Annotated in this window: 24 protein-coding genes; 15 read left to right on the top strand and 9 right to left on the bottom strand. The window is 36.4% G+C overall.

Annotation, left to right across the window (positions count from 1 at the left end):
- Nucleotides 1-6: 6 nt before the first annotated feature.
- The 3 genes from ACFJGY_RS05865 to ACFJGY_RS05855 all read right to left on the bottom strand — a co-directional run bounded on the left by ACFJGY_RS05865 (nt 7) and on the right by ACFJGY_RS05855 (nt 2562).
- A complete protein-coding gene (locus tag ACFJGY_RS05865; protein ID WP_379969039.1) occupies nt 7-858 on the bottom strand; it encodes a transketolase in 852 nt (283 codons plus the stop codon).
- Nucleotides 859-1031: 173 nt separating this feature from the next.
- A complete protein-coding gene (locus ACFJGY_RS05860) occupies nt 1032-1556 on the bottom strand; it encodes a hypothetical protein (RefSeq protein WP_379969036.1) in 525 nt (174 codons plus the stop codon).
- 58 nt (nt 1557-1614) lie between these two features.
- Nucleotides 1615-2562: a PhoH family protein gene (locus tag ACFJGY_RS05855; protein ID WP_034975753.1), complete on the bottom strand. Its 948-nt coding sequence runs from the start codon at nt 2560-2562 to the stop codon at nt 1615-1617.
- A gap of 101 nt (nt 2563-2663) precedes the next feature.
- Here ACFJGY_RS05855 and ACFJGY_RS05850 point away from each other — a divergent pair, with 101 nt between their 5' ends.
- Nucleotides 2664-3491 carry an S-adenosyl-l-methionine hydroxide adenosyltransferase family protein gene (locus ACFJGY_RS05850; protein WP_379969034.1) on the top strand — a complete coding sequence of 276 codons (828 nt, stop codon included), beginning with the start codon at nt 2664-2666 and terminating at the stop codon, nt 3489-3491.
- 48 nt (nt 3492-3539) lie between these two features.
- On the opposite strand, the gene ACFJGY_RS05845 is transcribed toward ACFJGY_RS05850, so the two are convergent.
- Nucleotides 3540-5681, bottom strand: a complete 2142-nt coding sequence (locus ACFJGY_RS05845; protein ID WP_379969032.1) for a T9SS type A sorting domain-containing protein — start codon at nt 5679-5681, stop codon at nt 3540-3542.
- A gap of 224 nt (nt 5682-5905) precedes the next feature.
- Nucleotides 5906-8062 (bottom strand): M12 family metallo-peptidase, encoded by a 2157-nt coding sequence (locus tag ACFJGY_RS05840; RefSeq protein ID WP_379969030.1) that lies wholly within the window; start codon nt 8060-8062, stop codon nt 5906-5908.
- Nucleotides 8063-8213: 151 nt separating this feature from the next.
- Between ACFJGY_RS05840 and ACFJGY_RS05835 the strand changes: the two genes are divergently transcribed.
- From ACFJGY_RS05835 to ACFJGY_RS05815, 5 genes are all read left to right on the top strand, one after another.
- Nucleotides 8214-8786 carry a CopD family protein gene (locus tag ACFJGY_RS05835; RefSeq protein ID WP_379969028.1) on the top strand — a complete coding sequence of 191 codons (573 nt, stop codon included), beginning with the start codon at nt 8214-8216 and terminating at the stop codon, nt 8784-8786.
- Between the two features lie 113 nt (nt 8787-8899).
- Entirely contained in the window at nt 8900-9628 is a 729-nt protein-coding gene (locus tag ACFJGY_RS05830; protein WP_379969026.1) for an ABC transporter permease subunit, read from the top strand.
- 66 nt (nt 9629-9694) lie between these two features.
- Entirely contained in the window at nt 9695-11353 is a 1659-nt protein-coding gene (gldG, locus tag ACFJGY_RS05825; RefSeq protein WP_379969024.1) for a gliding motility-associated ABC transporter substrate-binding protein GldG, read from the top strand.
- Between the two features lie 18 nt (nt 11354-11371).
- Nucleotides 11372-13024 (top strand): apolipoprotein N-acyltransferase, encoded by a 1653-nt coding sequence (lnt, locus tag ACFJGY_RS05820; RefSeq protein WP_379969022.1) that lies wholly within the window; start codon nt 11372-11374, stop codon nt 13022-13024.
- A 19-nt stretch (nt 13025-13043) separates the two neighbouring features.
- Nucleotides 13044-13478 (top strand): hypothetical protein, encoded by a 435-nt coding sequence (locus tag ACFJGY_RS05815; RefSeq protein WP_379969020.1) that lies wholly within the window; start codon nt 13044-13046, stop codon nt 13476-13478.
- Between the two features lie 357 nt (nt 13479-13835).
- Here ACFJGY_RS05815 and ACFJGY_RS05810 read toward each other — a convergent pair whose 3' ends face one another.
- From ACFJGY_RS05810 to ACFJGY_RS05795, 4 genes are all read right to left on the bottom strand, one after another.
- Nucleotides 13836-14342: a DinB family protein gene (locus ACFJGY_RS05810; RefSeq protein ID WP_379969019.1), complete on the bottom strand. Its 507-nt coding sequence runs from the start codon at nt 14340-14342 to the stop codon at nt 13836-13838.
- Between the two features lie 92 nt (nt 14343-14434).
- Complete coding sequence (locus ACFJGY_RS05805; RefSeq protein ID WP_379969018.1) at nt 14435-14884, bottom strand: GNAT family N-acetyltransferase; 450 nt, start codon at nt 14882-14884, stop codon at nt 14435-14437.
- Entirely contained in the window at nt 14871-15161 is a 291-nt protein-coding gene (locus tag ACFJGY_RS05800) for a barstar family protein (protein ID WP_379969016.1), read from the bottom strand. Before ACFJGY_RS05800 ends, ACFJGY_RS05805 begins: the two co-directional genes overlap by 14 nt.
- 104 nt (nt 15162-15265) lie before the next feature.
- A complete protein-coding gene (locus tag ACFJGY_RS05795; protein WP_379969014.1) occupies nt 15266-15793 on the bottom strand; it encodes a ribonuclease domain-containing protein in 528 nt (175 codons plus the stop codon).
- Between the two features lie 119 nt (nt 15794-15912).
- Between ACFJGY_RS05795 and ACFJGY_RS05790 the strand changes: the two genes are divergently transcribed.
- From ACFJGY_RS05790 to ACFJGY_RS05750, 9 genes are all read left to right on the top strand, one after another.
- The gene (locus tag ACFJGY_RS05790; protein ID WP_379969012.1) at nt 15913-17052 is read left to right on the top strand and encodes an acyl-CoA dehydrogenase family protein; all 1140 of its coding nucleotides are present in this window, start codon (nt 15913-15915) and stop codon (nt 17050-17052) included.
- Between the two features lie 27 nt (nt 17053-17079).
- Complete coding sequence (locus ACFJGY_RS05785) at nt 17080-17577, top strand: DinB family protein (protein WP_379969010.1); 498 nt, start codon at nt 17080-17082, stop codon at nt 17575-17577.
- Nucleotides 17578-17601: 24 nt separating this feature from the next.
- Nucleotides 17602-17994, top strand: coding sequence for a DUF1801 domain-containing protein (locus ACFJGY_RS05780; RefSeq protein ID WP_379969008.1), 393 nt, complete (start codon nt 17602-17604; stop codon nt 17992-17994).
- 192 nt (nt 17995-18186) lie between these two features.
- A complete protein-coding gene (locus ACFJGY_RS05775) occupies nt 18187-18651 on the top strand; it encodes a hypothetical protein (protein ID WP_379969006.1) in 465 nt (154 codons plus the stop codon).
- A 9-nt stretch (nt 18652-18660) separates the two neighbouring features.
- The gene (locus ACFJGY_RS05770; protein WP_379969004.1) at nt 18661-19206 is read left to right on the top strand and encodes a TlpA family protein disulfide reductase; all 546 of its coding nucleotides are present in this window, start codon (nt 18661-18663) and stop codon (nt 19204-19206) included.
- Nucleotides 19207-19317: 111 nt separating this feature from the next.
- Nucleotides 19318-19929, top strand: a complete 612-nt coding sequence (locus tag ACFJGY_RS05765) for a DUF4230 domain-containing protein (protein ID WP_379969002.1) — start codon at nt 19318-19320, stop codon at nt 19927-19929.
- Between the two features lie 11 nt (nt 19930-19940).
- Nucleotides 19941-20120 (top strand): hypothetical protein, encoded by a 180-nt coding sequence (locus ACFJGY_RS05760; protein ID WP_379969000.1) that lies wholly within the window; start codon nt 19941-19943, stop codon nt 20118-20120.
- Nucleotides 20121-20274: 154 nt separating this feature from the next.
- Nucleotides 20275-20778, top strand: a complete 504-nt coding sequence (locus ACFJGY_RS05755) for a hypothetical protein (RefSeq protein WP_379968998.1) — start codon at nt 20275-20277, stop codon at nt 20776-20778.
- Between the two features lie 287 nt (nt 20779-21065).
- On the top strand, nt 21066-21563 hold the full coding sequence (locus tag ACFJGY_RS05750) for a hypothetical protein (RefSeq protein WP_379968996.1): 498 nt from the start codon (nt 21066-21068) through the stop codon (nt 21561-21563).
- The last annotated feature ends 8 nt before the right edge of the window (nt 21564-21571 follow it).

Genomic DNA, 21571 nt, shown 5'->3' with positions numbered 1-21571 from the left:
AACAGATTAATAATCAGCTGGTGCTTCAAGATATAATTGTTTGAAAGCGGTGTCCAACTGCTCGTCATTCGGCGCTTTTCCGTGCCAGGAATGACTTCCCATCATATAATCTATCCCGCTTCCCATTTCTGTATGAAGTAGAATTGCTACAGGTTTTCCGTTTCCGGTTTCTGATTTCGCTTTGTTAAGGATTCCAATAACCGCTTCCAGATCGTTACCGTTTTTTTCTTCCAGAACCAACCAACCGAATGCTTCTAATTTTCCTCTCAAATCTCCTAATGATAATACAACATCTGTATCACCGTCGATTTGTCTTCCGTTATAATCTATGGTTGCGATGATGTTATCTACTTTTTTGGCTGCGCCATACATAAACGCTTCCCAATTTTGACCTTCCTGCAACTCGCCATCGCCGTGAAGTGTGTAAACTAAAGAATCATCTCCATCTAGCTTTTTGCCTTGAGCTGCACCTAAAGCCACAGAAAGACCTTGACCCAAAGATCCTGATGCTACTCTGATTCCTGGCAGACCTTCGTGTGTTGTTGGGTGGCCTTGTAATCTTGAATTCAGTTTTCTGAAAGTTGCCAGTTCTGCAACCGGAAAAAATCCGAATCTTGCCAAAGTACTATAAAACACCGGCGAAATATGCCCGTTGGAAAGGAAGAAAAGATCCTCGTTCTTACCTTCCATTGTAAAAGGTAATTTGTAGTTCAAAACTTCCCCATAAAGTGCTACGAAATATTCTGTGCAGCCAAGAGAACCTCCTGGATGACCGCTGTTTACAGCGTGAACCATTCTTAGAATGTCCCTTCTGATCTGCGTTGAAAGGCTTTTCAACTCTTCGATAGATTTACTCATTTATATAAGATTTACTTTGGTTGCGAAAATACAGATTTTTTATTAGTTAATCCAAGTTGAAGACAACATAAGAAATCAGAACAGAGAATAATTAACAATTTTTAATACCTAAAAATATAAAAACAAAAAACTCCGGCATTTCTACCGGAGTTTTATTTATTTAATAAAGAAGTTTATTTCAGATTGAAATTAAAACCTACGATCACAGCACCCACAGTTTCGTCACCGATACCAGGATGATCATTGTAGTATCCTCTGTCATATTTCCCGGAAATGCTTTGGTATCCTATATATAATTCTCCTGCAGAGATATTATACATGAATTTTGGAACCGCATATAAACCACCGTTTACATTATCATTTGTAGAAATACCATAACCTAAATCTAAACCAACAGCTATCGGCGCACCACTAAATGAATATTTACCGGAAACAGCTACAGGAATAAATCCAAAATCATCACCTTTGATACTTCCTCCAGGATAATCATAACTCTTACCTATAAAATGGGAATATCCTGTTGCAACGCCTAAATCAAAACCTTTTGCAAGATTCCACCTGTAAGCAGCATCCAATCCTAACGTAAAGTCAGAATTGCCAGTTGTAGGCGCACCGATATGAGCACCTAATTTAAATCCTTCCTGTGCCTGTGTAAAGCCAAAAATGGCAATAGCAGCGGCTAAAAAAATCTTTTTCATAGTTTATAAAATTAAATTTTCATTTTATTACTACCAAGATTTGTACCAATCAGAAATTCTATTTTCTCTCGATACTATTGTAAGCCATAATGATCTTTTTCACCACAGGGTGTCTTACCACATCTTCTTCGGTAAGGTGAACGAATCCGATTTCTTCCACGTCTTTCAGAATCGTCATAGATTCTTTGAGTCCGGACTGTTGATTTTTCGGCAAATCGATCTGGCTTGGATCTCCTGTAATGATGAATTTTGCATTCATTCCCATTCTGGTGAGGAACATTTTCATTTGAGAGTGAGTCGTATTCTGAGCTTCATCAAGAATTACAAAAGCCTCATCCAGCGTTCTTCCTCTCATAAATGCCAAAGGTGCTACTTCTATGATTCTTTTTTCCATATAACCTTCCAGCTTTTCATGCGGGATCATATCTCTCAAAGCATCATAAAGCGGCTGCATATACGGATCCAACTTTTCCTTAAGATCGCCGGGAAGAAAACCGAGACTTTCACCAGCTTCTACGGCCGGCCTTGTCAAAATGATCCTTTTGACTTCCTTATCGCGAAGTGCTCGAACGGCAAGCGCAACGCTTGTATAAGTTTTTCCAGTTCCTGCCGGACCGATGGCAAAGACCATATCTTTTTTCTCAGAAACTTTTACCAGTTTTTTAAGATTGGTGGTTTTTGCTTTGATGACTTTCCCGTTTACACCTTTTACAATGATATCCTGATCAAAGACCAATTGTTTTTCGGAATCGTCCTTAAGTTTCAGAAGTGATTCTAATTGTTTTACTTCGAGAGAATTGTGTTTGGAAATGTAATCCGAGACATCATCGAGTTTTTTCTTCAGCAAGTCCAGAGTCTCTCTGTTTCCCATTGCGAAGACAAAATTGTCCCTTCCTGTGATCTTGAGTGTCGGAAAACTGGATTTTATCAGATTGAAATTTTGATTCTGAACACCATAAAATGTTTTGGTGTTTATACCTTCAAGTTCATAATTTATTTCGAACATATATCATATTAGTGGTTAGTCTAACAAATATATGAATAGATTTGATATGATATTAGCCTTTAAAAATTGAATTATATTAAATTTGCAACAAATATCAGAATATGTCAGTTATCACCCTCACTTCAGATTACGGACTTGTGGACCATCGTGTTGCAAGTATGAAAGGTAAAATCCTAAGCTGGAGCGAAGAAGTAAAGGTAGTTGACATCACCCATAATATTACGGCCTATAACCTTTTGCAAACGGCTTACATCGTCCGAAATGCTTACAAATTTTTTCCCGAAGGCAGCATTCACATCATTGCTGTTGATAGCTTTTATCACAAATCGAGGAAGAATATTATCGCTAAAATTGATGGCCATTATTTCATCTCTGCCGATAACGGAATCACAAATCTGATGTTTTTCGATATAAAACCGGAAGCTGTTTATGAAATCACATTGAATAATCGTTTTGATGATAAGGTGATTTTTCCTGCAACGGAGATTTTTGTTCCTGCAGCAATGCATCTTTACAAAGGCGGGCTGCCGGAAGTGATCGGCCGGAAAATTAAAACCATAAAAGATATCTCTTTCCCTAGGGCAATCTATAATGAAGCAGAAAAAATGATTATCGGTGAGGTAATGTATATTGATAATTTTGGGAACGTGGTTTCCAATATCAGCCGGAAGTTTTTTGAAAAATACGCTTCGATCTCTGAAAACTTTACAGTTAAATTCCGGAATATCGTCTTATCAAAAATATTGGATCAATATACCGATGTGGTTACCAACTGGGAAAGGGAACAGGAATTCCACGGGAAATCTTCGGTCATTTTCAATGATGCAGATCTGCTGGAAATTACCATTTATAAAGGCAGCGTCTTGAATGGTGCTTCTTCTCTTTTCGGAATGAGCACAGGCGAAAAGATCTATGTAGAATTTGAATAAAAAAAACCGACATTGCTGTCGGTTTTATACTTAATCTGTTAAAGATTATTATTGCTTGATCAGTTTTTTACTAAAACTGTCATTGTCTGTTTTGATCTTTACAACATAGTTTCCTGTTTTAAGTCTGGAAACATCGAATGTATTTTTAGATAAACTTTCTGCTTCAAATTGTTTTACCAATTTTCCTGAGATATCATAGACTTCAACCGCTTTTATTTTTGAAATTCCTGTCAAAGTGAATTGATTCTTAACCGGATTTGGAGACAATGAAATATCTCTAGAATTTACCACATCCTCTACTGCAAGAGTTGTACAGCTGAAGTTAGCTTTGAAACCAGAAGCAGTTGCGCCAGTACTGGATTTAAAAGTAATGGTAATAGCTCCTGTTGCGTGTGTAGATTCAAAGGCAGGTGGTAAAGTATTTCCACTGATTGTACCTTGGAAAGGAACTCCTGTTGATAAACCATTTCTTACGATGATGTAATCACCGGCATTGATATTAAAATCAGTAAAAGTAATTTTCAGTTTCTGAGAAGGATCATTTGGATAGAATGTTTTTGTCCAGCTCTCATTATTTGAGTAGTTTCCATTTTCTCCTCCGGTATCTGTAACTGTTTTACCACACCAATTGTCACCTGTTAAAATAACCAATGATCTTTGGTATAAAGGAGAACAATCTGTTCCCACTTCTACTTTGTAAAATGCATTAGCCGAAAGATCTGTAATATTAAAAACTTTTGTGTTTGTTGTCCCGGACTTCACAATCGTTCCATCCATTGTTGAAACTCTGTATTTCCACGAAGTAGATGTATTATCTGTAATTGTAACTGTAGCACCTGTATTTGTAACATTGGTAACTGTCATATTAGTTAAAGTCACATCACAAGCTTTGGAACAATCTCCACTCATACAAGCATAAGTGTCTATCGTTTGTCTGATAAGGTCTCCAGGCTGAGGACCAAAACCATTTGCAAAGCTGATTCCAACAGAACTTACCAAATGGCAATAACTCATAATAGTTCCTTTTGTAGTCGTAGGAAGTGGTCCTGTACAACCTTCGTCGTTTCCGGATGCCGGTCCGCAACCGTCAATTGCTGTATTGTTTCCGTTCCAGGCACAAGCGTGTGTATGTGGAGAACCTAGATTATGTCCCATCTCGTGCGTCATAGCTTCGATATTCCAGGAGTAAGTCGGAACAGCAACATTCTGGCTGTTTACACCACAATATGAATATCTGTAAGTTCCGCATAAGGCATCTACATAAGCAACACTCGTCGTTGCCGGATTTCTCAGCAACTGTGCAATATCTCCATTGAAAGTTGTTCTGGTTGTTCTGAACTGACTTAAAATAGTCCCTGGCTGACCCGAGTATGGATCCGTAGCCGTCCAGATATAAATAGAACTTATGGCCATTTTCACACTTTCATTATCATATAAAGTCTTTATATTATTAAATAATGCAGTTACCCAGTTGGTTGTCGTAGTTGTATTAGAACCATTCTGAGTATAAGGTCCATAACCTACTTCAAAGTAGACTCTTACACAATTTGCAGTAAGTTTATTGCTTGTTTTTTTATTAGGATCGAAAGAAATCTTTTTTGCTGCATTTTCCGGAAGCTGATCTGCGCCGCAAGAAAAAGGGTTTTTGGATTTCAATTTATAGTCACTGTAAGAAACAAAATCCTGAGAATTTTTTGTTTTACCTAAAACAACATTTCCCAATTCATTTGTAGATGCAACTCCCACTACATCATTATCAAAAAAGCTGAAAGCAACAACAGAACTGTTATCTCCTTTTATAATACCCTGATAATAAACGCCCGGCGTATAGGCTCTGATTCCTTTGTCTGTTTCTACCTCGAAATCGTTTGTAAGAATATTATTCTTTACCAATTCTACGGTTAGTTCTCTTCCTTCAAAAGGAAAAGTAAGCTCCATTGCCTCCGGTTTTTCATTCACAATAGTTTGTAATTCCGACGGTTTCAACTGCATTACTGTTACATCCGATGCCTCACTACTATATAGATTGGCATTTTTAGAAGCAACGTCTCTTGTAAAGGGGCTAAACTTCACAAAACTCCTGTTTTTTGATTTTTGATCTGCTACTTTCTGGGCAATTGGTTTTAGATTTTGTGAAAATCCAAAAATAACAACGCATACTGAAAATAGTAGTTGTAAAACTCTCTTCATAATCATATAATTAAATTTATAATACAAAAAAAGCATTTTTTTTTCAAATTTCGTTTTAAAAACAAAATTTTAACTATTTTATAATAATGTAAATATTATTGACAAATCAATTTTTATTCTTCAAAAACAAAAAATTATTTTACAAATATTTTAGTTATTCAATTTTTATTCAAAAAAAATAGCCAAAAATAATTTTTTGGCTATTTTTAATTAATGCTGAATTTTTATTCCTTAATTAGTTTTTTACTTAAGGTTTCTTTGTCTGTTTTGATCATTATAACATAATTACCTGTTTTCAGCTTTGAAACATCATAACTGTTTTTAGACACTGAATCCGAATCTTTATCAAAATCTTTAATAAGTTTACCGGAAGCATCAAAAACCGTCACGGATTCGATTTTCCCCGATCCATCAATCTTGAAATTATTCTTAACAGGATTTGGAGAAATTGAAATCGCATTATCTTTATTAATATCAGAAACACCTAATGCCGCACAAGAGAAATTTGCGACCCAGCCAGCTTCTGTATAACCAGAGTCTGAAGTAAAAATAATGGTAATCGCTCCTGTTGGATCTGTAGATGTATAAGAACCCAGATTGAGACTTCCCGTCAAATCAGTCGCACCGGCGAAACTTGGAGATGATGTACTTGGTCCGTTTTTAATGGTCATATAATCATAATCCTGCTCGATGTTGAAACTGCTGAATGTTAACTTCAATTTTTGTCCTGCAGAGTCCGGATAGAATGTTTTAACAAAATTCTCCGCATCAGAATAATTTCCTGCAGATCCTCCGGAATCCGTAAATGTTTTACCACACCAGTCATCATTGGTCAAAAACATATCACTGGTCTGGAAGGCATTTTCCAAAGCACAAGATGTTCCAACCAACAATCTATAATAAGTATTTGATGTCAATCCTGTGACTGTGAATGCTTTTGTAGAAGTAGTCCCGGATTTTACGATCGTCCCGTCCATTTTCGTAATTCTGTACTTCCAGCTCGTTGATGTATTATCTGAAATTGTAGCAGAAAATCCGGTTTTACTGATATTGCTGATGGCGACCGACGAAACAGTAATTGCACAGGTAGTCACACAATCTGTTCCCAGACAAGCTTTCGTATCTACATTTGCTCTGATCAATGCTGACGGCTGAGCGCCAAATCCATTGGCAAAACTAATCCCCACATTTGAAAGCAAATGGCAATAACTCATAATAGTTCCTTTTGTAGGAAGCGGTCCCGAGCAGCCTTCGTCGTAGCCGGCAGTCGGTCCGCAGCCATCTATTGCTGTATTATTTCCGTTCCAGGCGCAGGCATGAGTATGAGGTGAACCCAGGGAATGCCCCATCTCATGCGTCATAGCCTCGATTGTCCAGGAATAGGTAGAAACATTGGAATAACTCTGATCTATCCCAGAATAGGCATGTTTATAAGTTGTACAGAGTGAATTAAGATAAGCAACACTGGTTGTAGATGGTGCATTGATCAAGTGCGCAAGATCACCATCAAATGTCGGTCTGTTTGCACTGAATGCCGCCAGATTAGAATTATAATCTCCGGTGTAAGGATCGGCTGTTGTCCAGATAAAAATGGTTTTAAGCGACATTTTCACACCATCATTGACATATAAAGTATTGATATTGTTATGCACAGCTGTGATCCAATTGGTAGTTGTAGTAACATTAGAACCATTATTTTTATAAGGCTTATTACACACTTCATAATACAATCTTACACAGTTTGTCGTTACCAAAGGTGCTTTTGCATTTGGATCAAAGGAGATTTTCTGCTTTTGATTTTGCATCAGTTCATCTGTACTGCAAACGAAGGAGTTAACGCCCTTTAGCTTGCTGTCGTCATACACAACAAAATCTTCGGAGTTAATGCCTTTTCCAAGCACAATATTGCTGCCATCTTTTACGGAAGCAATTCCTACAACATCATTATCAAAAAAACTAAATACAGCTACAGAAGTCACATCTCCTTTGATAATTCCTCTGTAATAAACACCTGGCGTATAATTTGAAACCTTTCCTTTATCCGTATAAACATTGAAATCAAGTGAGAAAATATCCACTTTTACCAATTCTACCGTCATCTCTCCATTTTCAAAAGGATAAGTCAGCTCAAGCGCCTGAGGTTTTTGGCTGATGATTTTTGCCAATTGAGACGCATTGAGCTTCAAAGCTTTTGCATCTCTCGCAGCTTGCTGGAAAGTTGCCTGTTTTTCTGATGTTTCCAAAGTAAACAGATTGAATTTCTCAAAACTGACCTTTTTTGCGTGGGAATCTGCAACTTCTTTAGCTACGGGTCTCAGGGTTTGGGCAAAACCTAAAAATCCCAGAAAAATTGCAAATAATAGTTGTAATTTTCTTTTCATAAATATTTTCTAATTTCTTACAAAATAAACATTTTTTAGTGAAAATCAGTAAAATTATTTCAATTTTAACATCAATTAATCAAAACATCATCTTTTAATTCTTTGTTTTATCTTCTATCAATAAGAAGTATATTTGCAAAAAAATTCCGCAATGCTGTATTCCGTTATCAAAGCGATTCACATTATTTTTATGGTAAGTTATTTTGCCGGGATTTTCTATCTGGTAAGACTTTTTGTTTACTACAAGGATACGGATGAATTTGATGAAGTAAAACAGCAGATTCTCAGAAATCAATATATTTTTATGGCAGTCAGGCTTTGGAATATCATTACTGTTCCTGCCGGAATTCTGATGTTACTTAGCGGACTGACAATGATTTTTCTGAATTCCGGATTAATGAAAACGCCTTGGTTTCATTTGAAACTGACTTTTTTGGTCGGATTGGGAATTTACCATTTCTGGTGCTGGAAAAAAGTAAAAGAACTCAAAAAACTGAACGGCAGTATTTTACTGACAAGCAACATCAAACTAAGACAATTCAACGAGATTGCAACCTTTATTTTATTTGCGGTCGTTTTTACAGTAATCTTAAAATATTACGTTATTGAATATTGGTGGCAGCTGCTTTTAGGATTTTTCGGAATTGTGATTCTGATAACCTCTATCGTAAAACTTGTTAATAGAAATAAGACAAAAGAATCAAGGCGGAGGAATCAAGAATAAAAAAAGGCTTCGAGAGCCTCAGCCTGACAAACGTCAAAGCATCGAAAACCTCAGCCTGACAAGATGAAGAATCAAAAACTATCAACTCTAAACCATCAACTGACAACTAAATTATGATCGCAATATTCAAAAAAGAACTTTGGAATTTTTTCGGAAACTGGAGCGCGTGGATCATCATCGCTGCTTTCAGCGTTATATCAGCATTATTCCTTTTCTTCTTCGAGAATGATTTTAATATTTTCGATATCGGAAGTGCAACGATACAAAGTTTTTTCGTGCTTTCGCCGTGGCTTTTTATTTTCATTATTCCCGCCATCAGTATGAAAACTTTGGCCGAGGAACAACAATCCGGAACTTTGTTCTGGCTATTTTCTCAACCAGTGAAAATTACAGATATTGTTATAGGAAAATTTCTATCCGTTTGGCTGGTTGGGATTTTGTGTCTGTTGCCCTCGTTGGTTTATTATTACACGGTTTACGTTTTGGGTGTTCCGGAAGGCAATATCGATGGAAGCATGACTTTCGGAAGTTATATTGGATTAATCATTCTAATTGCTGCTTTTTCCGCAGTTGGAATCCTGGCATCATCATTTTCATCAAATCAAATCACAGCTTACCTATCTGGTATTTTTATTTGTTTCATCTCATATTTCGGGATCGAGCAATTGGCGAGTTATAAATTATTGGGAAGTGCAGATTACATCTTGCAGAACATTGGATTTTATCAGCATTTCTTAGCATTCACAAGAGGACAGATTGATACGAGAGATGTTTTCTATTTCCTGTTTGTTATATTCTTAGGATTAGGTTTGGCAAGCTGGTTTGTCTGGAAAAAGAAGTAGGAAAGAGTAAAAAGATAAAATATTAAATCCATCAACTGACAACTAACAACTGTCAAAATATGTAAGATGAATAAAAAAAATAAAATCACACTTATTATTATAGCGGTTCTTCTGATCATCGGAATGAGCGGATTGGTTTACAAACGCTTTGACCTGACGGCTGAAAAACGATATACACTTTCGGATTCTACCATCAAAGTTTTGGAGAATGTGAAGAAACCAATGACCATCGAGGTTTATCTGGACGGCGATTTTCCGGCTTCTTTCAAACAGCTGCAGAACGAAACCAAATTTATGCTGGACGAGTTCCGCAAGATCAATCCAAAAATTGACTATAAATTCCGGGATCCGATTGCAGAGAAAATTCCGCAGGATACTTTGGCAGGAATGGGAATGCAGCCGTCTATTCTTCCGGATATGAAGGACGGAAAAGTTTCGGAAATCGTGATGTTTCCTTATGCTGCAATCAAATATAACGGTTATGGAACGGCGGTTCCGCTTATCGTTCAGCAATCCGGAATTGACGCAAGTACTCAGCTTAACAAATCGATAGAAAATCTGGAATACAATTTTGCTTCCACAATCAAGGGAATGACGGAAGAAACAGCGAAAAATGTCGGATTTTTGGTCAATCAGCAAGAACTAAGTCCGGATGAGTTTCAGGGCTTTTTGAATGTTGCAATGGAAAATTATAACATTGGACCGATAATTCCGGAAAACAAAACCGAACTTTCTCTGGCAGACGTTCCAAAGTTGAAACAAATGGATGCAATCGTCATAGCAAAACCGAGAAAAGCCTTTACCGATAATGAAAAGGTAATTCTGGATCAGTATATTATGAACGGCGGAAAAACCCTTTGGATGATCGATGCCGTAAACGCCGAAATGGACACACTTTTCCAGGCGAAAAAGATAATGGCTTATCCAATTGACCTTAATCTGACAGATTTTATGTTCAATTATGGACTAAGGATCAATCCTGCTTTGACGAAGGATATGAAAAAATCTGCTTTGATCAGAATCGTTTCTGGCGAAGTGGCCGGAAATCCGCAGTACAGCAGTTTTCTCTGGCCTTATTTCCCGTTGGGAATTGCGGAAACTAAGAATCCTATCACCAAAAATATCAATCCTGTGAAGTTTGAATTCCCCACTTCTATTGATACTTTGGGAAGAAAAAACATCAAAACCAGAGTTCTTTTTGAATCGAGTGAAAGAACGATTAGCAAAACGGTTCCAAATTACGTTGCACTTTCCGAAATCGTTCGTGCAGACAGCATCGGAGAGATGGAACGTCCTACTCAACCAAAAATTTTCGCTGTAGCACTGGAAGGAAAATTCACCTCAGCTTATGCAACAAGAAGCGAGAAAAATGCTTATCCTGGTTTCAAAGCTCAAAGTCCGGAAAATAAAATGCTGGTAATTGCTGATGGTGATATTGCAAGAAATCAAATCTGGAAAGGAAAACCGCTCCCTTTGGGCGAAGATCTGCTTACCAAAGAACATTACGGAAATGCGCAGTTCCTGAGAAATGCATTAGATTATCTTCTCGACGACAGCAATCTGATGGAACTCCGCAACAGAACCATCGAAATAAGATTACTCGACAGAGAAAGAGTGGATGAAGAACGGTCGAAATGGCAATGGATCAACTTGCTTTTACCATTAGGAATTTTGGGAATTTTGAGTGCTGGATTTTATTTTATTAGAAAGAAAATATTTTCTTAAACTAAAAGTAAATTAATAATGAAAAACCTTCTATTAGCTCTAATTTCCGGAGTTTTGCTCGCCATTTCGTGGCCGACTTACGGGATTCCGTTTTTTATATTTTTTGCATTTGTTCCTTTGTTAATGATGGAGCATAATATTCAGAAATTCAGCAACATAAAAAAGAAAAGCTTAGCAATATTTGGTTTGTCCTATCTCACTTTTGTTGTCTGGAATGCCGTTACGACAGGCTGGCTTTACAATTCCAAACTTCCGGATGGCAGCAATTCGCTTTTGGCAGTTCTCTTTCCTGTTCTTACGAATGCCTTTTTTATGTCGATCATTTTCCACTTTTATCATATCTATAAAAGAAGTCAGGGAACATACTTCGGTTTGGTATTTTTTGTAGTGATCTGGATGACGTTTGAGAAGCTGCACCTCGTTTGGGAATTTACCTGGCCTTGGCTGAATCTCGGAAATGTTTTTGCAGAATATCATCAATTCATCCAATGGTATGATACTTTTGGTACAACTGGCGGAAGTTTCTGGATCTTAATCTGCAACGTTTTGGCTTTTTATACTCTTAGAATCTGGGAAGCCGGACGAAAAAGAAAACCACTTATCAAAAATGTATCGATGTTGGCAGGTTTTATCATTTTGCCAATGTTGATTTCTTTGGTTAAATATTATAATTATACGCCAAAAACTATTGGTACTCTGAATGTGACAATGCTTCAGCCGGCTTTGGATCCTTATAACGAAAAGTATCAGAAAGACAGTTTGATGATTGAAAGCGACTTGCTCAAACTAGCTACCGAAAATTCGGTTTTGAAAAGCAGAAAAGGAAATCAAAATATCGATCTCTATCTTTCTCCTGAAACCTCTTTGCCCGGACCAGGTTCTATCAGTGAAAGAGGTTTTAATAATAGTCTGCTCATTAATAATATAAAAGCATTCCTTTCCCAACACCCGAAATCAGTTTTCACAGGTGGGATTTCCAGCTATTATGTTTACAAAAATAATGAAGAGAAACCAGTTACAGCCAGTTATCTCGATAGACAAGGCATTTGGGTTGACGAATATAATTCGGCCATTCAAATCATCCCAAATCACCAGCCGGAAGTTTATCACAAAGCAATGCTGGTTCCCGGCGTCGAGATCTTCCCTTATATCAATTTCTTCAAACCTATTTTAGGAAATGTGATGCTGGATCTTGGCGGAACAACGCGTTCTCTCGGCGTTTCCAAAGAACGAAAAGTGTTCGCAAACCCTTACAACAAATCAGTTATTGCGCCAATTATTTGTTACGAAAGTATTTATGGAGAATTCGTGACAGGTTACGTAAAAAAAGGCGCAAATCTTCTCACGATCGTAACCAACGATTCCTGGTGGGGCTATTCTCAGGGACATAAGCAATTATTATATTACGCAAAATTACGCGCCATAGAAACCCGACGCGAAATTGCAAGAGCTGCGAATAGTGGAACAAGTGCGCATATCAATTCACGAGGCGACATTGTGGATGATCTGCCTTACGGTTCTAAAGGCGCTTTGGTGGCAAAAGTAAACCTCATCGACCACGAAACATTTTATACAAAAAGCGGCGATTTTCTTTCCAGATTATCAATGTTTGTGATCGGTGCTTTGTTGTTGTTTATTCCTGGAAGAAAGTATTTGACGAGGAAGAAGTAAAACAAAAAAAAATAACACAATGATGAAAAAGTATATTTTTCTTATTCTTTTATTAATTTTATCTAATTACGGTTTTGGACAAGAAATTCCCAACAAAACTGAAAAATTTGATGCGCAGATTTTTGAATATTTATCTCAAACAATCGAAAAAGACTCAATATACTTAGAAACATTTTTGGAATGTTCAAAACCATTTTCCAAATGGGATATTAGACCTCTAAAATTTGAAAAGGTGTATGCAATGGATAAAGTTCATTCTGCAAGTGAAATTCCTAATTTTTTCTGGGGAGCATTTTCAAATTATTACAAGCTAAGTATTGAAGAAGCTATGAGGAAGCCAAATGTATTTCTAAATACTGGCTCACAAAAGCAAGATGAATTAACAGATTACTTAAAAACAAATAGTAAAAAATTTGACAAACTGTCTAATCTTATTCTAAAAAAGTCAGAATAAAATATTTTTAAATCAAAAATCAATTCAAAGAATTGACGATTTCTTTAAAGAAAATAATGTCTTTTGGAAATATACAGTCCCTAACAAATCTCCATTCCCGATTTCAAATAAAACTGAAACTATTAAAAATTATAAATTTACTTCTCTACAAAAAAACATATTAGAATCTCTAATTGAACTGAATATTTATTCAGCACTAAAAACCGAGTCAGGAATTTTTTATTTAGTTGATGGTTTCACTGACAATTCATATGGATTTTATTTTAGTCCAAAAGAAAAAATGGAGGAAGATAATTTTTTATTTGAAATTATGAAATCTGATAAAATTAATAAAAACTACTTCTATTACATCGCTAATTAAATCATACCAGTCAAATATCTTTCCTTGATAATATTAAGATGATGAAGGTTGTGACCGATTGTTAATCTTCCAATTGTCTCGACTTTTATTTCATTCCCATTTACTATTCCAATGAGTTGAAACGCTTCGACTGGTAATTTTCGGAAAAACATCAATGTCAGTTTTCTTGTCAGCTTATATTCTTTGATCAGACTTTTCAAAGTTCGTATGTCAGCATAAGAATTATCTGCCCAACTTTCTTCATCAAAACCGGAAACCAAGGATTGGTCTTTTCTGGAAAATCGCATGGCACGATAAGCAAAAACCTTTTCGGTATCGATGAGGTGTTGTAGAAGCGTTTTCAGAGTCCATTTTCCTTCGGCATAAGCAAAGTTGGCCTGTTCTTCGGAAAGTTTTTCATAAATCTCCAAAGTCTGTTTGCCTGAATTTTTCAGTTCCTCGATCCAATTTTCTGATGGAACAAGGTCTAGATAACGTTGTATATATTTTTCGAAATCGGTCATAATTAAGTTATTCAGTTAAATAGTTTTTTAGTTATAAGACTTAAGCTATCGAAGGTTTCTCAAACTTGATTCTTTTTACTTTTTCTTGATTTTTAAATCTCCCATTCGTAGAAATTGACTTCATCGTATTTTTTAAAACCCGCGCTTGGATACAATTGATTGCCAATCATATTTTCTTTGCCCGTTTCGAGATACATTCCGCAGGAGTCTGATTTTCTGCAAAGTTCTTTTGCCTCCTCAATCAACGCTTTGGAATAAGCTTTTCCACGAAATTCCGGATTCACATAAAGATCATTCAAAAGCCAATAACGTTTCATTCTCGTGGATGAAAACAAGGGATAAAGCTGTACAAAACCACCTAGTTTCCCATCTTCTTCAACCACAAAAATCTCTGAATCTTTACTTTCTAATCTTTCGGAAATGAATTGCTCAGCGCCTGTAATATCCGAAGTTTTGTGATAGAACATTCTATATTCATCAAATAGTTGCGCTAATTGAGAAAGGTCGTCAATCGTTGCTTTTCTTGTATTATTCATCATCATCTTCGTATTGTTCAAGGTAATAACTGAAGGTAAAATCTTCCACTTCGTCTTCCACATCTTCCAAAGTTGTCAAAAGATCTTCAAAAGTTTCCAGTTGATCCACGCTCATATTTACAAATTCTAAATGAAGAGGCAATTCCAAACCACCCGAGATTACATCCGAAAGAGCATCCAGATTATCCCCAAAATGTTCTGGCAATTCTACTTTTGATTTTAACTGTTCATAAAAATCTTCGTAATCTCCGATGTTTGCAAAATCGATTAATATTTCTTTCATAAATTATTATTGATAATTATTTTTATATATCCTTCGAGAGCCTCAGGATGACAAAACTGCCAGCTAAGTTTACGAAGTCTTCCCATTATTAGTGAGAATTCCAACTATTTCTTCTCAAAACTTTTATAATGGTCTTCCGTAAGCCAGACATCACCACTTTTAGTGAAAATAATTCGGTCTGCACCACGGTTTCCGCAATTATAATTCACGTCTGCTTCGTAATATTGTTCGCCTTTTGGTAGTGACTTTTCTCGGTTACTGAATTTGTCGCCGCCAATTGCTTTTCCTGCTAAAACTTCGCAAAGATTTCCTTTTGATGGGATCCAGCCTTTGTTTTTAGCTTCAGCTTTTGTGATATAAAAATCCGGTAGTTTGTGATTGGATTTTACAAAATTGATAACAGCTTTTTCATTTGTTAATTTCTCAATCGAATTCTTATCAAAAGAGTTTTTTGAATCAGATTCTATGTCTGCCTGACTTTCGGATTTGGGAACTTCTGACATTCGACTTCCTGCTTCTTTAGAATATTCATTCCTTCTTTCAATTCTGTAATTCGTGATCAGATACATCATCGATATTCCGGCAAAAGCTCCAACGAGAAAGAATAAAAGGGTTTTTAGCTTTGGATTCATTGTGAAAAAATTCTATGCTAAAATAATGAAAACCTCGATTTGTAAAGCATAAAAATCAATTTTTAAAAATAATTTATCCTTAACCTAATTTTTCTATATTTGGCAACAAAGATAAAAGTATGGAAACTGCCACTATGGACAACTTAAAAATGATAGCTGAAACGGCAAAAGATTTTGCTGAAAAAAATATTCGCCCAAACATTATGGATTGGGACGAGAGCCAAACTTTCCCAAAAGAACTCTTCCATCAATTGGGAGAATTAGGCTTTATGGGAATTGTAATTCCTGAGGAATATGGCGGTTCCGGTCTTGGTTATCAGGAATATGTGACCATTTTGGACGAGATTTCTCAAGTAGATCCATCCATCGGATTGTCATTGGCAGCACATAATTCACTTTGCACCAATCATATTTATGAATTCGGGAATGAGGAACAGAGACAAAGATGGATCCCGCAATTGGCTTCCGGAAAGGTAATTGGCGCTTGGGGATTGACGGAACATAATACAGGTTCCGACTCTGGAGGAATGTCTACAACAGCTGTAAGGGATGGTGACGACTGGATTATCAGCGGTGCAAAAAACTTCATTACGCACGCCATTTCCGGCGATATTGCAGTGGTAATGACAAGAACAGGGGAAGTTGGAGCAAAAAATAATTCCACAGCTTTTGTTTTAGAAAAAGGAATGACTGGATTCTCATCCGGTAAAAAAGAAAATAAGCTGGGAATGCGTGCCTCTGAAACTGCAGAACTAATTATGGACAGCGTTCGCGTTCCGGATTCTCACAGATTAGGAGAAGTTGGAAGCGGTTTCAAACAAGCGATGAAAATCCTTGACGGCGGCCGTATTTCTATCGCGGCATTGAGTTTAGGAATTGCAAGGGGTGCCTACAAAGCCGCTCTTAAATATGCTCAGGAAAGACATCAGTTCGGGAAGGCAATTTCAAATTTCCAGGCTGTTAATTTTATGCTAGCCGATATGGCAACAGAAATCGATGCTTCAGAATTATTGATCAGAAGAGCTTCTGATCTTAAAAACGCAAAACAGAAAATGACTCGCGAAGGCGCAATGGCAAAGCTATTTGCTTCCGAAGCTTGCGTAAGAATTTCTAACAATGCATTGCAGATCTTTGGAGGTTACGGCTACACAAAAGATTTTCCGGCAGAGAAATTCTACAGAGACTCTAAATTATGTACGATTGGCGAAGGAACATCCGAGATCCAGAGATTGGTCATCGGAAGAGATATAACAAGTTAATTTTAACCCTTTAAATTTTAAACACAAATGATTAAACAAGCACTTTTAGGTGAATTTTTGCACGAGGCAGAAAGCACAAGAAAACTTTTAAGAGCAATTCCTGACAACGCACTTGACTGGAAACCATCTGAAAAAAGCTGGACTACAGCGCAATTAGCATCTCACATTGCTGAAATTTACAATTGGTATGAATCTACTTTCAATCAGGATGTTTTTGATATGGGATCTTATCATTACGACAAAGGAGATGTTTCCAGAGCAGAGAATATTCTAGCCAAATTTGAAGAGAATGTTGCAAAAGCTGAAAAAGTGATTGAAAACTCGGAAGAAAATAATTATTTCAACGAGTGGAAGATGGAAATGAACGGAAATACTCTTTTCTCGCCAATGCCAAAAATTCAGGTTATCCGTAGTTTTTTATTCAATCATCTGTACCATCACAGAGGTGAATTAATCATATATCTGCGTTCTACAGGAAATAAAGTTCCGGGATTATACGGACCTACGGCAGACGATAATTTTTAGTTCATCATTACTTTCATTACTTTAATGCATCCGGAAATCATTTCATATAACCAAAAATTAGAAACAGAAGACGAAAAGATTGCAATAATTCTTTCCGAAGAAATATGCATATATCTTCCCGAAGCAGACAACAAAATCTGGCACGCACATCCGGTTTGGTTCCTCGATGGAAATCCGATCGTTGGTTATAGCAAACAGAAAAAAGGCATTCGTCTTATGTTTTGGAGCGGAAAATCTTTTAATGAAGAAAAACTGAATGTAGAAGGCGGAAAATTTCAAGATGCTTCGATCTTTTATAATGATTTGACCGAAATCAATAAAGAAGATTTGAAACGCTGGCTGGAGAAATCCAAAGACATCCAATGGGATTATAAAAATATAGTGAAACGAAAAGGTGTTTTGGAACGATTGAAGTAATTTAAAACCATAAAAGGCATAAAAGTTTAAGTTTTTTCAAAGCTTAAAAAAGTAATGACTTCAAATTATATATTTTTTGAATTGATTCTTTTTTCAATTTAATTAATTTCTTTTGTGACTTTTGTGGTTAATAAAAATAAATGCTGTCTTTAAGGATGGCATTTTTTATATTTGTTAAAATTTTAGAAAAACATGGAAAAGTTAGATAGCCTGAATCAGGTTGCCGAATTTCACAAAACCTTCAATGCACCAATTCTTGACACCCCTCAGTTTCCTTCAAAAGAACGAGCAGCATTGAGAGTAAGCCTTTTACAGGAAGAATTGGACGAGCTGAAGAAAGCAATAGAAGACAATGATCTTACGGAAGTTGCAGATGCACTTTGCGATCTACAATATGTTTTGAGCGGTGCCGTTTTGGAATTTGGATTGGGAGAGAAATTTGTAGAATTATTCAATGAAGTTCAGCGTTCTAATATGTCCAAAGCTTGTGATAACGAAATTCAGGCTCAGGAAACAGTAGAATTTTACAAAGCTAAAGGAACCGATGCCTACTATGAAAAATCCGGCGACAAATATAATGTCCACCGCGTTGCAGACAACAAAGTTTTGAAAAACAAATATTACTCTGCTGCCGATCTGGCTTCACTTTTAAAATAAAAACTCAGGATGAAAAAAATTTCGATATTATTTGGTTTTCTTGCTTTAATGTTCATTACTTCTTGCGCAGAACGCGTGATCGTAAATCGTGAAGTAGATTCTAAAAACGACGGCAAAATGCTTTTGGGAACCCAAACGCTTGACCAGTTCCGAAAAGAGCCTTACAAAACCTGGTTTGATGAAGAATATAACCGCTACCAAATCGATCAGCCGACTTTGGCAGAACTGAAAAAAGAAAGACTGAACAGCTACAGCCTGGTAGTTTTTGTTGGAAGCTGGTGCGAAGACAGCCACAGAGAGTTCCCAAGACTGATAAAAATTCTAGAAACTGTAAAGTACAATCCTGACAAAATGCAGATCATCGCAGTGAACCGTAAAAAGGAATCTCCGTCTGGTGAAGAAGGACTTTATAATATCTCAAGAGTTCCTACAATCATTGTGAAAAAATATGGAAAAGAGATTGGAAGAATCACAGAAATGCCGGAAACAGGATTTTTGGAGAAAGATTTGCTTAACATTTTGAAAAAAGATAATAATTCAGGTTTATTTAAATAGAATAGTCTTCGAGAGCCTCAGACTGACAAAGCGTATCGTTTTAAAATATGTCACACTGAGCTTGTCGAAGTGCATTTAATAATTTAAATATTGCTGACAAATTCAAAATCAATGACAAAATACACAGGCATACTTTCTTTTATTTTCGGGATCATTCTTACGGTTTTTATATTTCTCTCCTGGAGAAGCTGCAACAAAAAAGAAGATGTAGCACTTATCAATCAGGATTATTATCTGATCACCAATCAGATCCAGAAAATGAACAAAATGGTGGTTCTGGAACAGGATTTTTCCAGTTTCCAGACACACAAAAGTTCAGCCGCAAACATTGCCGGATTTGACATTCTGCCTCGTGAAATGGTACTCTACACCACAGCAAAAGCACAGGTTTCTTACGATTTGAAAAAAATGAAAATCGATGTTGACACCATTAATAAAAAGGTTATTATCAATGAACTTCCTCAGCCGGAAATTAAAATTTTCCCGGATGTGAAAATTCATTTTATGGATGACTATGCTATCAACAGATTCACTCAGAAAGACATCAACGGGATTATGGAATCTGCCAAGAAAAATATGGCAAAAAGCGTGAATCAGGAAAGCCTGAAACAACAAAGTAAAAAACAATTGAAAGATAATCTGAACGATATTTTCGTTTTGGCAAAGGCATTGCATTATTCTATCGAAGATAAGACCAATACTTTCCCTTCAACCGAATTATAAAAAACATCGTTATGGAACCAGATAAAAAACAAGAAAACACAAATTCTTCTGAACAGAAAAAACAAACGCAAGATTTCCGCGATATTCCTGCCGCTTCTGATAAAAAGAATCCGCCTGATATTGAAAAAAAAGACATAGAAAAAAGCTCGGAAGTGAACAAGGACGGAAAAACAGACAACATAGAAAAATAACTTTCTTTGCGAAAAATTCAATAAGCCTTTCAATTTATTTTGAAAGGCTTATTTATTTAATAAAATTAACGTATATTTAACATTGAAGATCAAGTTCTGGTAAATTTGATTTGAAAGTGTTCTTTAAATTTCGTTTCACCAAAATATAACAGTTATGTCTTATATTGTTGTAGGGCTTTTTCCCACTCAGACGGAAGCCGATAAAGTCCTTTTAAAATTGGAAAACGCAGGTTACAATGACTACAATCTGTCTCATTCTCATCAGGAGATTTTGCAAAATGTAGATATTGAGAAGAAAAATGGGTTTTGGAATTGGTTATTTGATGATAATCATCTCGACAGAGCCCGTTTTGAATACGCAAGTATCGATCACAACACGATCACCGTTCATCTGAAAACAGAGCAAGACGCACACATCGTGAGAGATATCCTGGACAACAATGGCGCGGTCAATGTTGAAGAGAAAGCCAGAGACTATATGTTTGAAAATCACGCAGACGCTCTTCAGAGATATTCGGTTTCTGATAGCATTAACGCCAAAATCATTGCCAAGGCAAAAAATAATCTATTTTTTACAAACGACAGAAAACCACATCACCACCACGAAAAAAGGATCGCTGATGAAATAGATGGTTTAGGGATTACAAAGTTCAAATAATTTTGGGCAGCTATTCCGTCCTCCACTCCCACTCTTTTTTTGCAGGCATTTTTCAATAAATTGAAGTTTGGACATGCAAAAAAGGAGTTCCGTTCAGGCCGGGCTGCTGCAATTCTGTGTTCTTAAATTCTTAAAAAAATAACTCAGAACCCTTTCAAAAAAACTGAAAGGGTTTTTCATTAAACTGCTCAGAATCTTAAAATAACGTTAAAATTCATACTTACCCTCTTTCTGCCACAATTTTTGTTTTAGCAAGACAACTAAGTTTAATCACAAAAAAAATTATTATGTCTTACACGATTATCGGGATTTTCCCAAATGAAAAAGAAAGCAGAGACGTCATTACAAAACTGGAAGACGCAGGATTATACGATTATTCCCTCGCCAATTCAGAGATCGAAGCCTTAGAAAATGTTGAAACCAAAGACAACAGAGGTTTCTTCGACTGGCTTTTTGACAGAAATGAAATAGAGACAGACCGCTATGAATATGCCAGCATCAACAGCAATACAATTACCGTATATGCAGAGACAGAAGATGACGCAAACGCTGCAAAAACTATTCTTGATGAGAATGGCGCCATAGATGTAGAAGAAAAAACAAGAGATTATCTGGCTGGAAAATATGCCGACAAACACCACGAATATCCGATTTCTGAATCTAAAAAAGCAAGAATCATTGCAAAAGCAAAAAATGACCTTTACTTCACAGACGAGAGAAGTGCAGCCTACAGACCGGAAAAAGGAATGTCAGACGAGATGGATTCGCAAGGCAAAAAAGACTAAAACGAATG

The organism is Epilithonimonas sp. UC225_85, assembly GCF_042695135.1.
Taxonomy (GTDB): Bacteria; Bacteroidota; Bacteroidia; order Flavobacteriales; family Weeksellaceae; genus Epilithonimonas.
The sequence above is the reverse complement of the archived record's forward strand: the minus strand, read 5'-3'. Positions and strand labels throughout refer to the sequence as shown.

Coding starts and splice junctions, on each gene's coding strand:
- ACFJGY_RS05865 (WP_379969039.1), bottom strand. CDS start 858: ATGAGTAAATCTATCGAAGAGTTGAAAAGCCTTTCAACGCAGATCAGA.
- ACFJGY_RS05860 (WP_379969036.1), bottom strand. CDS start 1,556: ATGAAAAAGATTTTTTTAGCCGCTGCTATTGCCATTTTTGGCTTTACA.
- ACFJGY_RS05855 (WP_034975753.1), bottom strand. CDS start 2,562: ATGTTCGAAATAAATTATGAACTTGAAGGTATAAACACCAAAACATTT.
- ACFJGY_RS05850 (WP_379969034.1), top strand. CDS start 2,664: ATGTCAGTTATCACCCTCACTTCAGATTACGGACTTGTGGACCATCGT.
- ACFJGY_RS05845 (WP_379969032.1), bottom strand. CDS start 5,681: ATGAAGAGAGTTTTACAACTACTATTTTCAGTATGCGTTGTTATTTTT.
- ACFJGY_RS05840 (WP_379969030.1), bottom strand. CDS start 8,062: ATGAAAAGAAAATTACAACTATTATTTGCAATTTTTCTGGGATTTTTA.
- ACFJGY_RS05835 (WP_379969028.1), top strand. CDS start 8,214: ATGCTGTATTCCGTTATCAAAGCGATTCACATTATTTTTATGGTAAGT.
- ACFJGY_RS05830 (WP_379969026.1), top strand. CDS start 8,900: ATGATCGCAATATTCAAAAAAGAACTTTGGAATTTTTTCGGAAACTGG.
- gldG (WP_379969024.1), top strand. CDS start 9,695: ATGAATAAAAAAAATAAAATCACACTTATTATTATAGCGGTTCTTCTG.
- lnt (WP_379969022.1), top strand. CDS start 11,372: ATGAAAAACCTTCTATTAGCTCTAATTTCCGGAGTTTTGCTCGCCATT.
- ACFJGY_RS05815 (WP_379969020.1), top strand. CDS start 13,044: ATGATGAAAAAGTATATTTTTCTTATTCTTTTATTAATTTTATCTAAT.
- ACFJGY_RS05810 (WP_379969019.1), bottom strand. CDS start 14,342: ATGACCGATTTCGAAAAATATATACAACGTTATCTAGACCTTGTTCCA.
- ACFJGY_RS05805 (WP_379969018.1), bottom strand. CDS start 14,884: ATGATGATGAATAATACAAGAAAAGCAACGATTGACGACCTTTCTCAA.
- ACFJGY_RS05800 (WP_379969016.1), bottom strand. CDS start 15,161: ATGAAAGAAATATTAATCGATTTTGCAAACATCGGAGATTACGAAGAT.
- ACFJGY_RS05795 (WP_379969014.1), bottom strand. CDS start 15,793: ATGAATCCAAAGCTAAAAACCCTTTTATTCTTTCTCGTTGGAGCTTTT.
- ACFJGY_RS05790 (WP_379969012.1), top strand. CDS start 15,913: ATGGAAACTGCCACTATGGACAACTTAAAAATGATAGCTGAAACGGCA.
- ACFJGY_RS05785 (WP_379969010.1), top strand. CDS start 17,080: ATGATTAAACAAGCACTTTTAGGTGAATTTTTGCACGAGGCAGAAAGC.
- ACFJGY_RS05780 (WP_379969008.1), top strand. CDS start 17,602: ATGCATCCGGAAATCATTTCATATAACCAAAAATTAGAAACAGAAGAC.
- ACFJGY_RS05775 (WP_379969006.1), top strand. CDS start 18,187: ATGGAAAAGTTAGATAGCCTGAATCAGGTTGCCGAATTTCACAAAACC.
- ACFJGY_RS05770 (WP_379969004.1), top strand. CDS start 18,661: ATGAAAAAAATTTCGATATTATTTGGTTTTCTTGCTTTAATGTTCATT.
- ACFJGY_RS05765 (WP_379969002.1), top strand. CDS start 19,318: ATGACAAAATACACAGGCATACTTTCTTTTATTTTCGGGATCATTCTT.
- ACFJGY_RS05760 (WP_379969000.1), top strand. CDS start 19,941: ATGGAACCAGATAAAAAACAAGAAAACACAAATTCTTCTGAACAGAAA.
- ACFJGY_RS05755 (WP_379968998.1), top strand. CDS start 20,275: ATGTCTTATATTGTTGTAGGGCTTTTTCCCACTCAGACGGAAGCCGAT.
- ACFJGY_RS05750 (WP_379968996.1), top strand. CDS start 21,066: ATGTCTTACACGATTATCGGGATTTTCCCAAATGAAAAAGAAAGCAGA.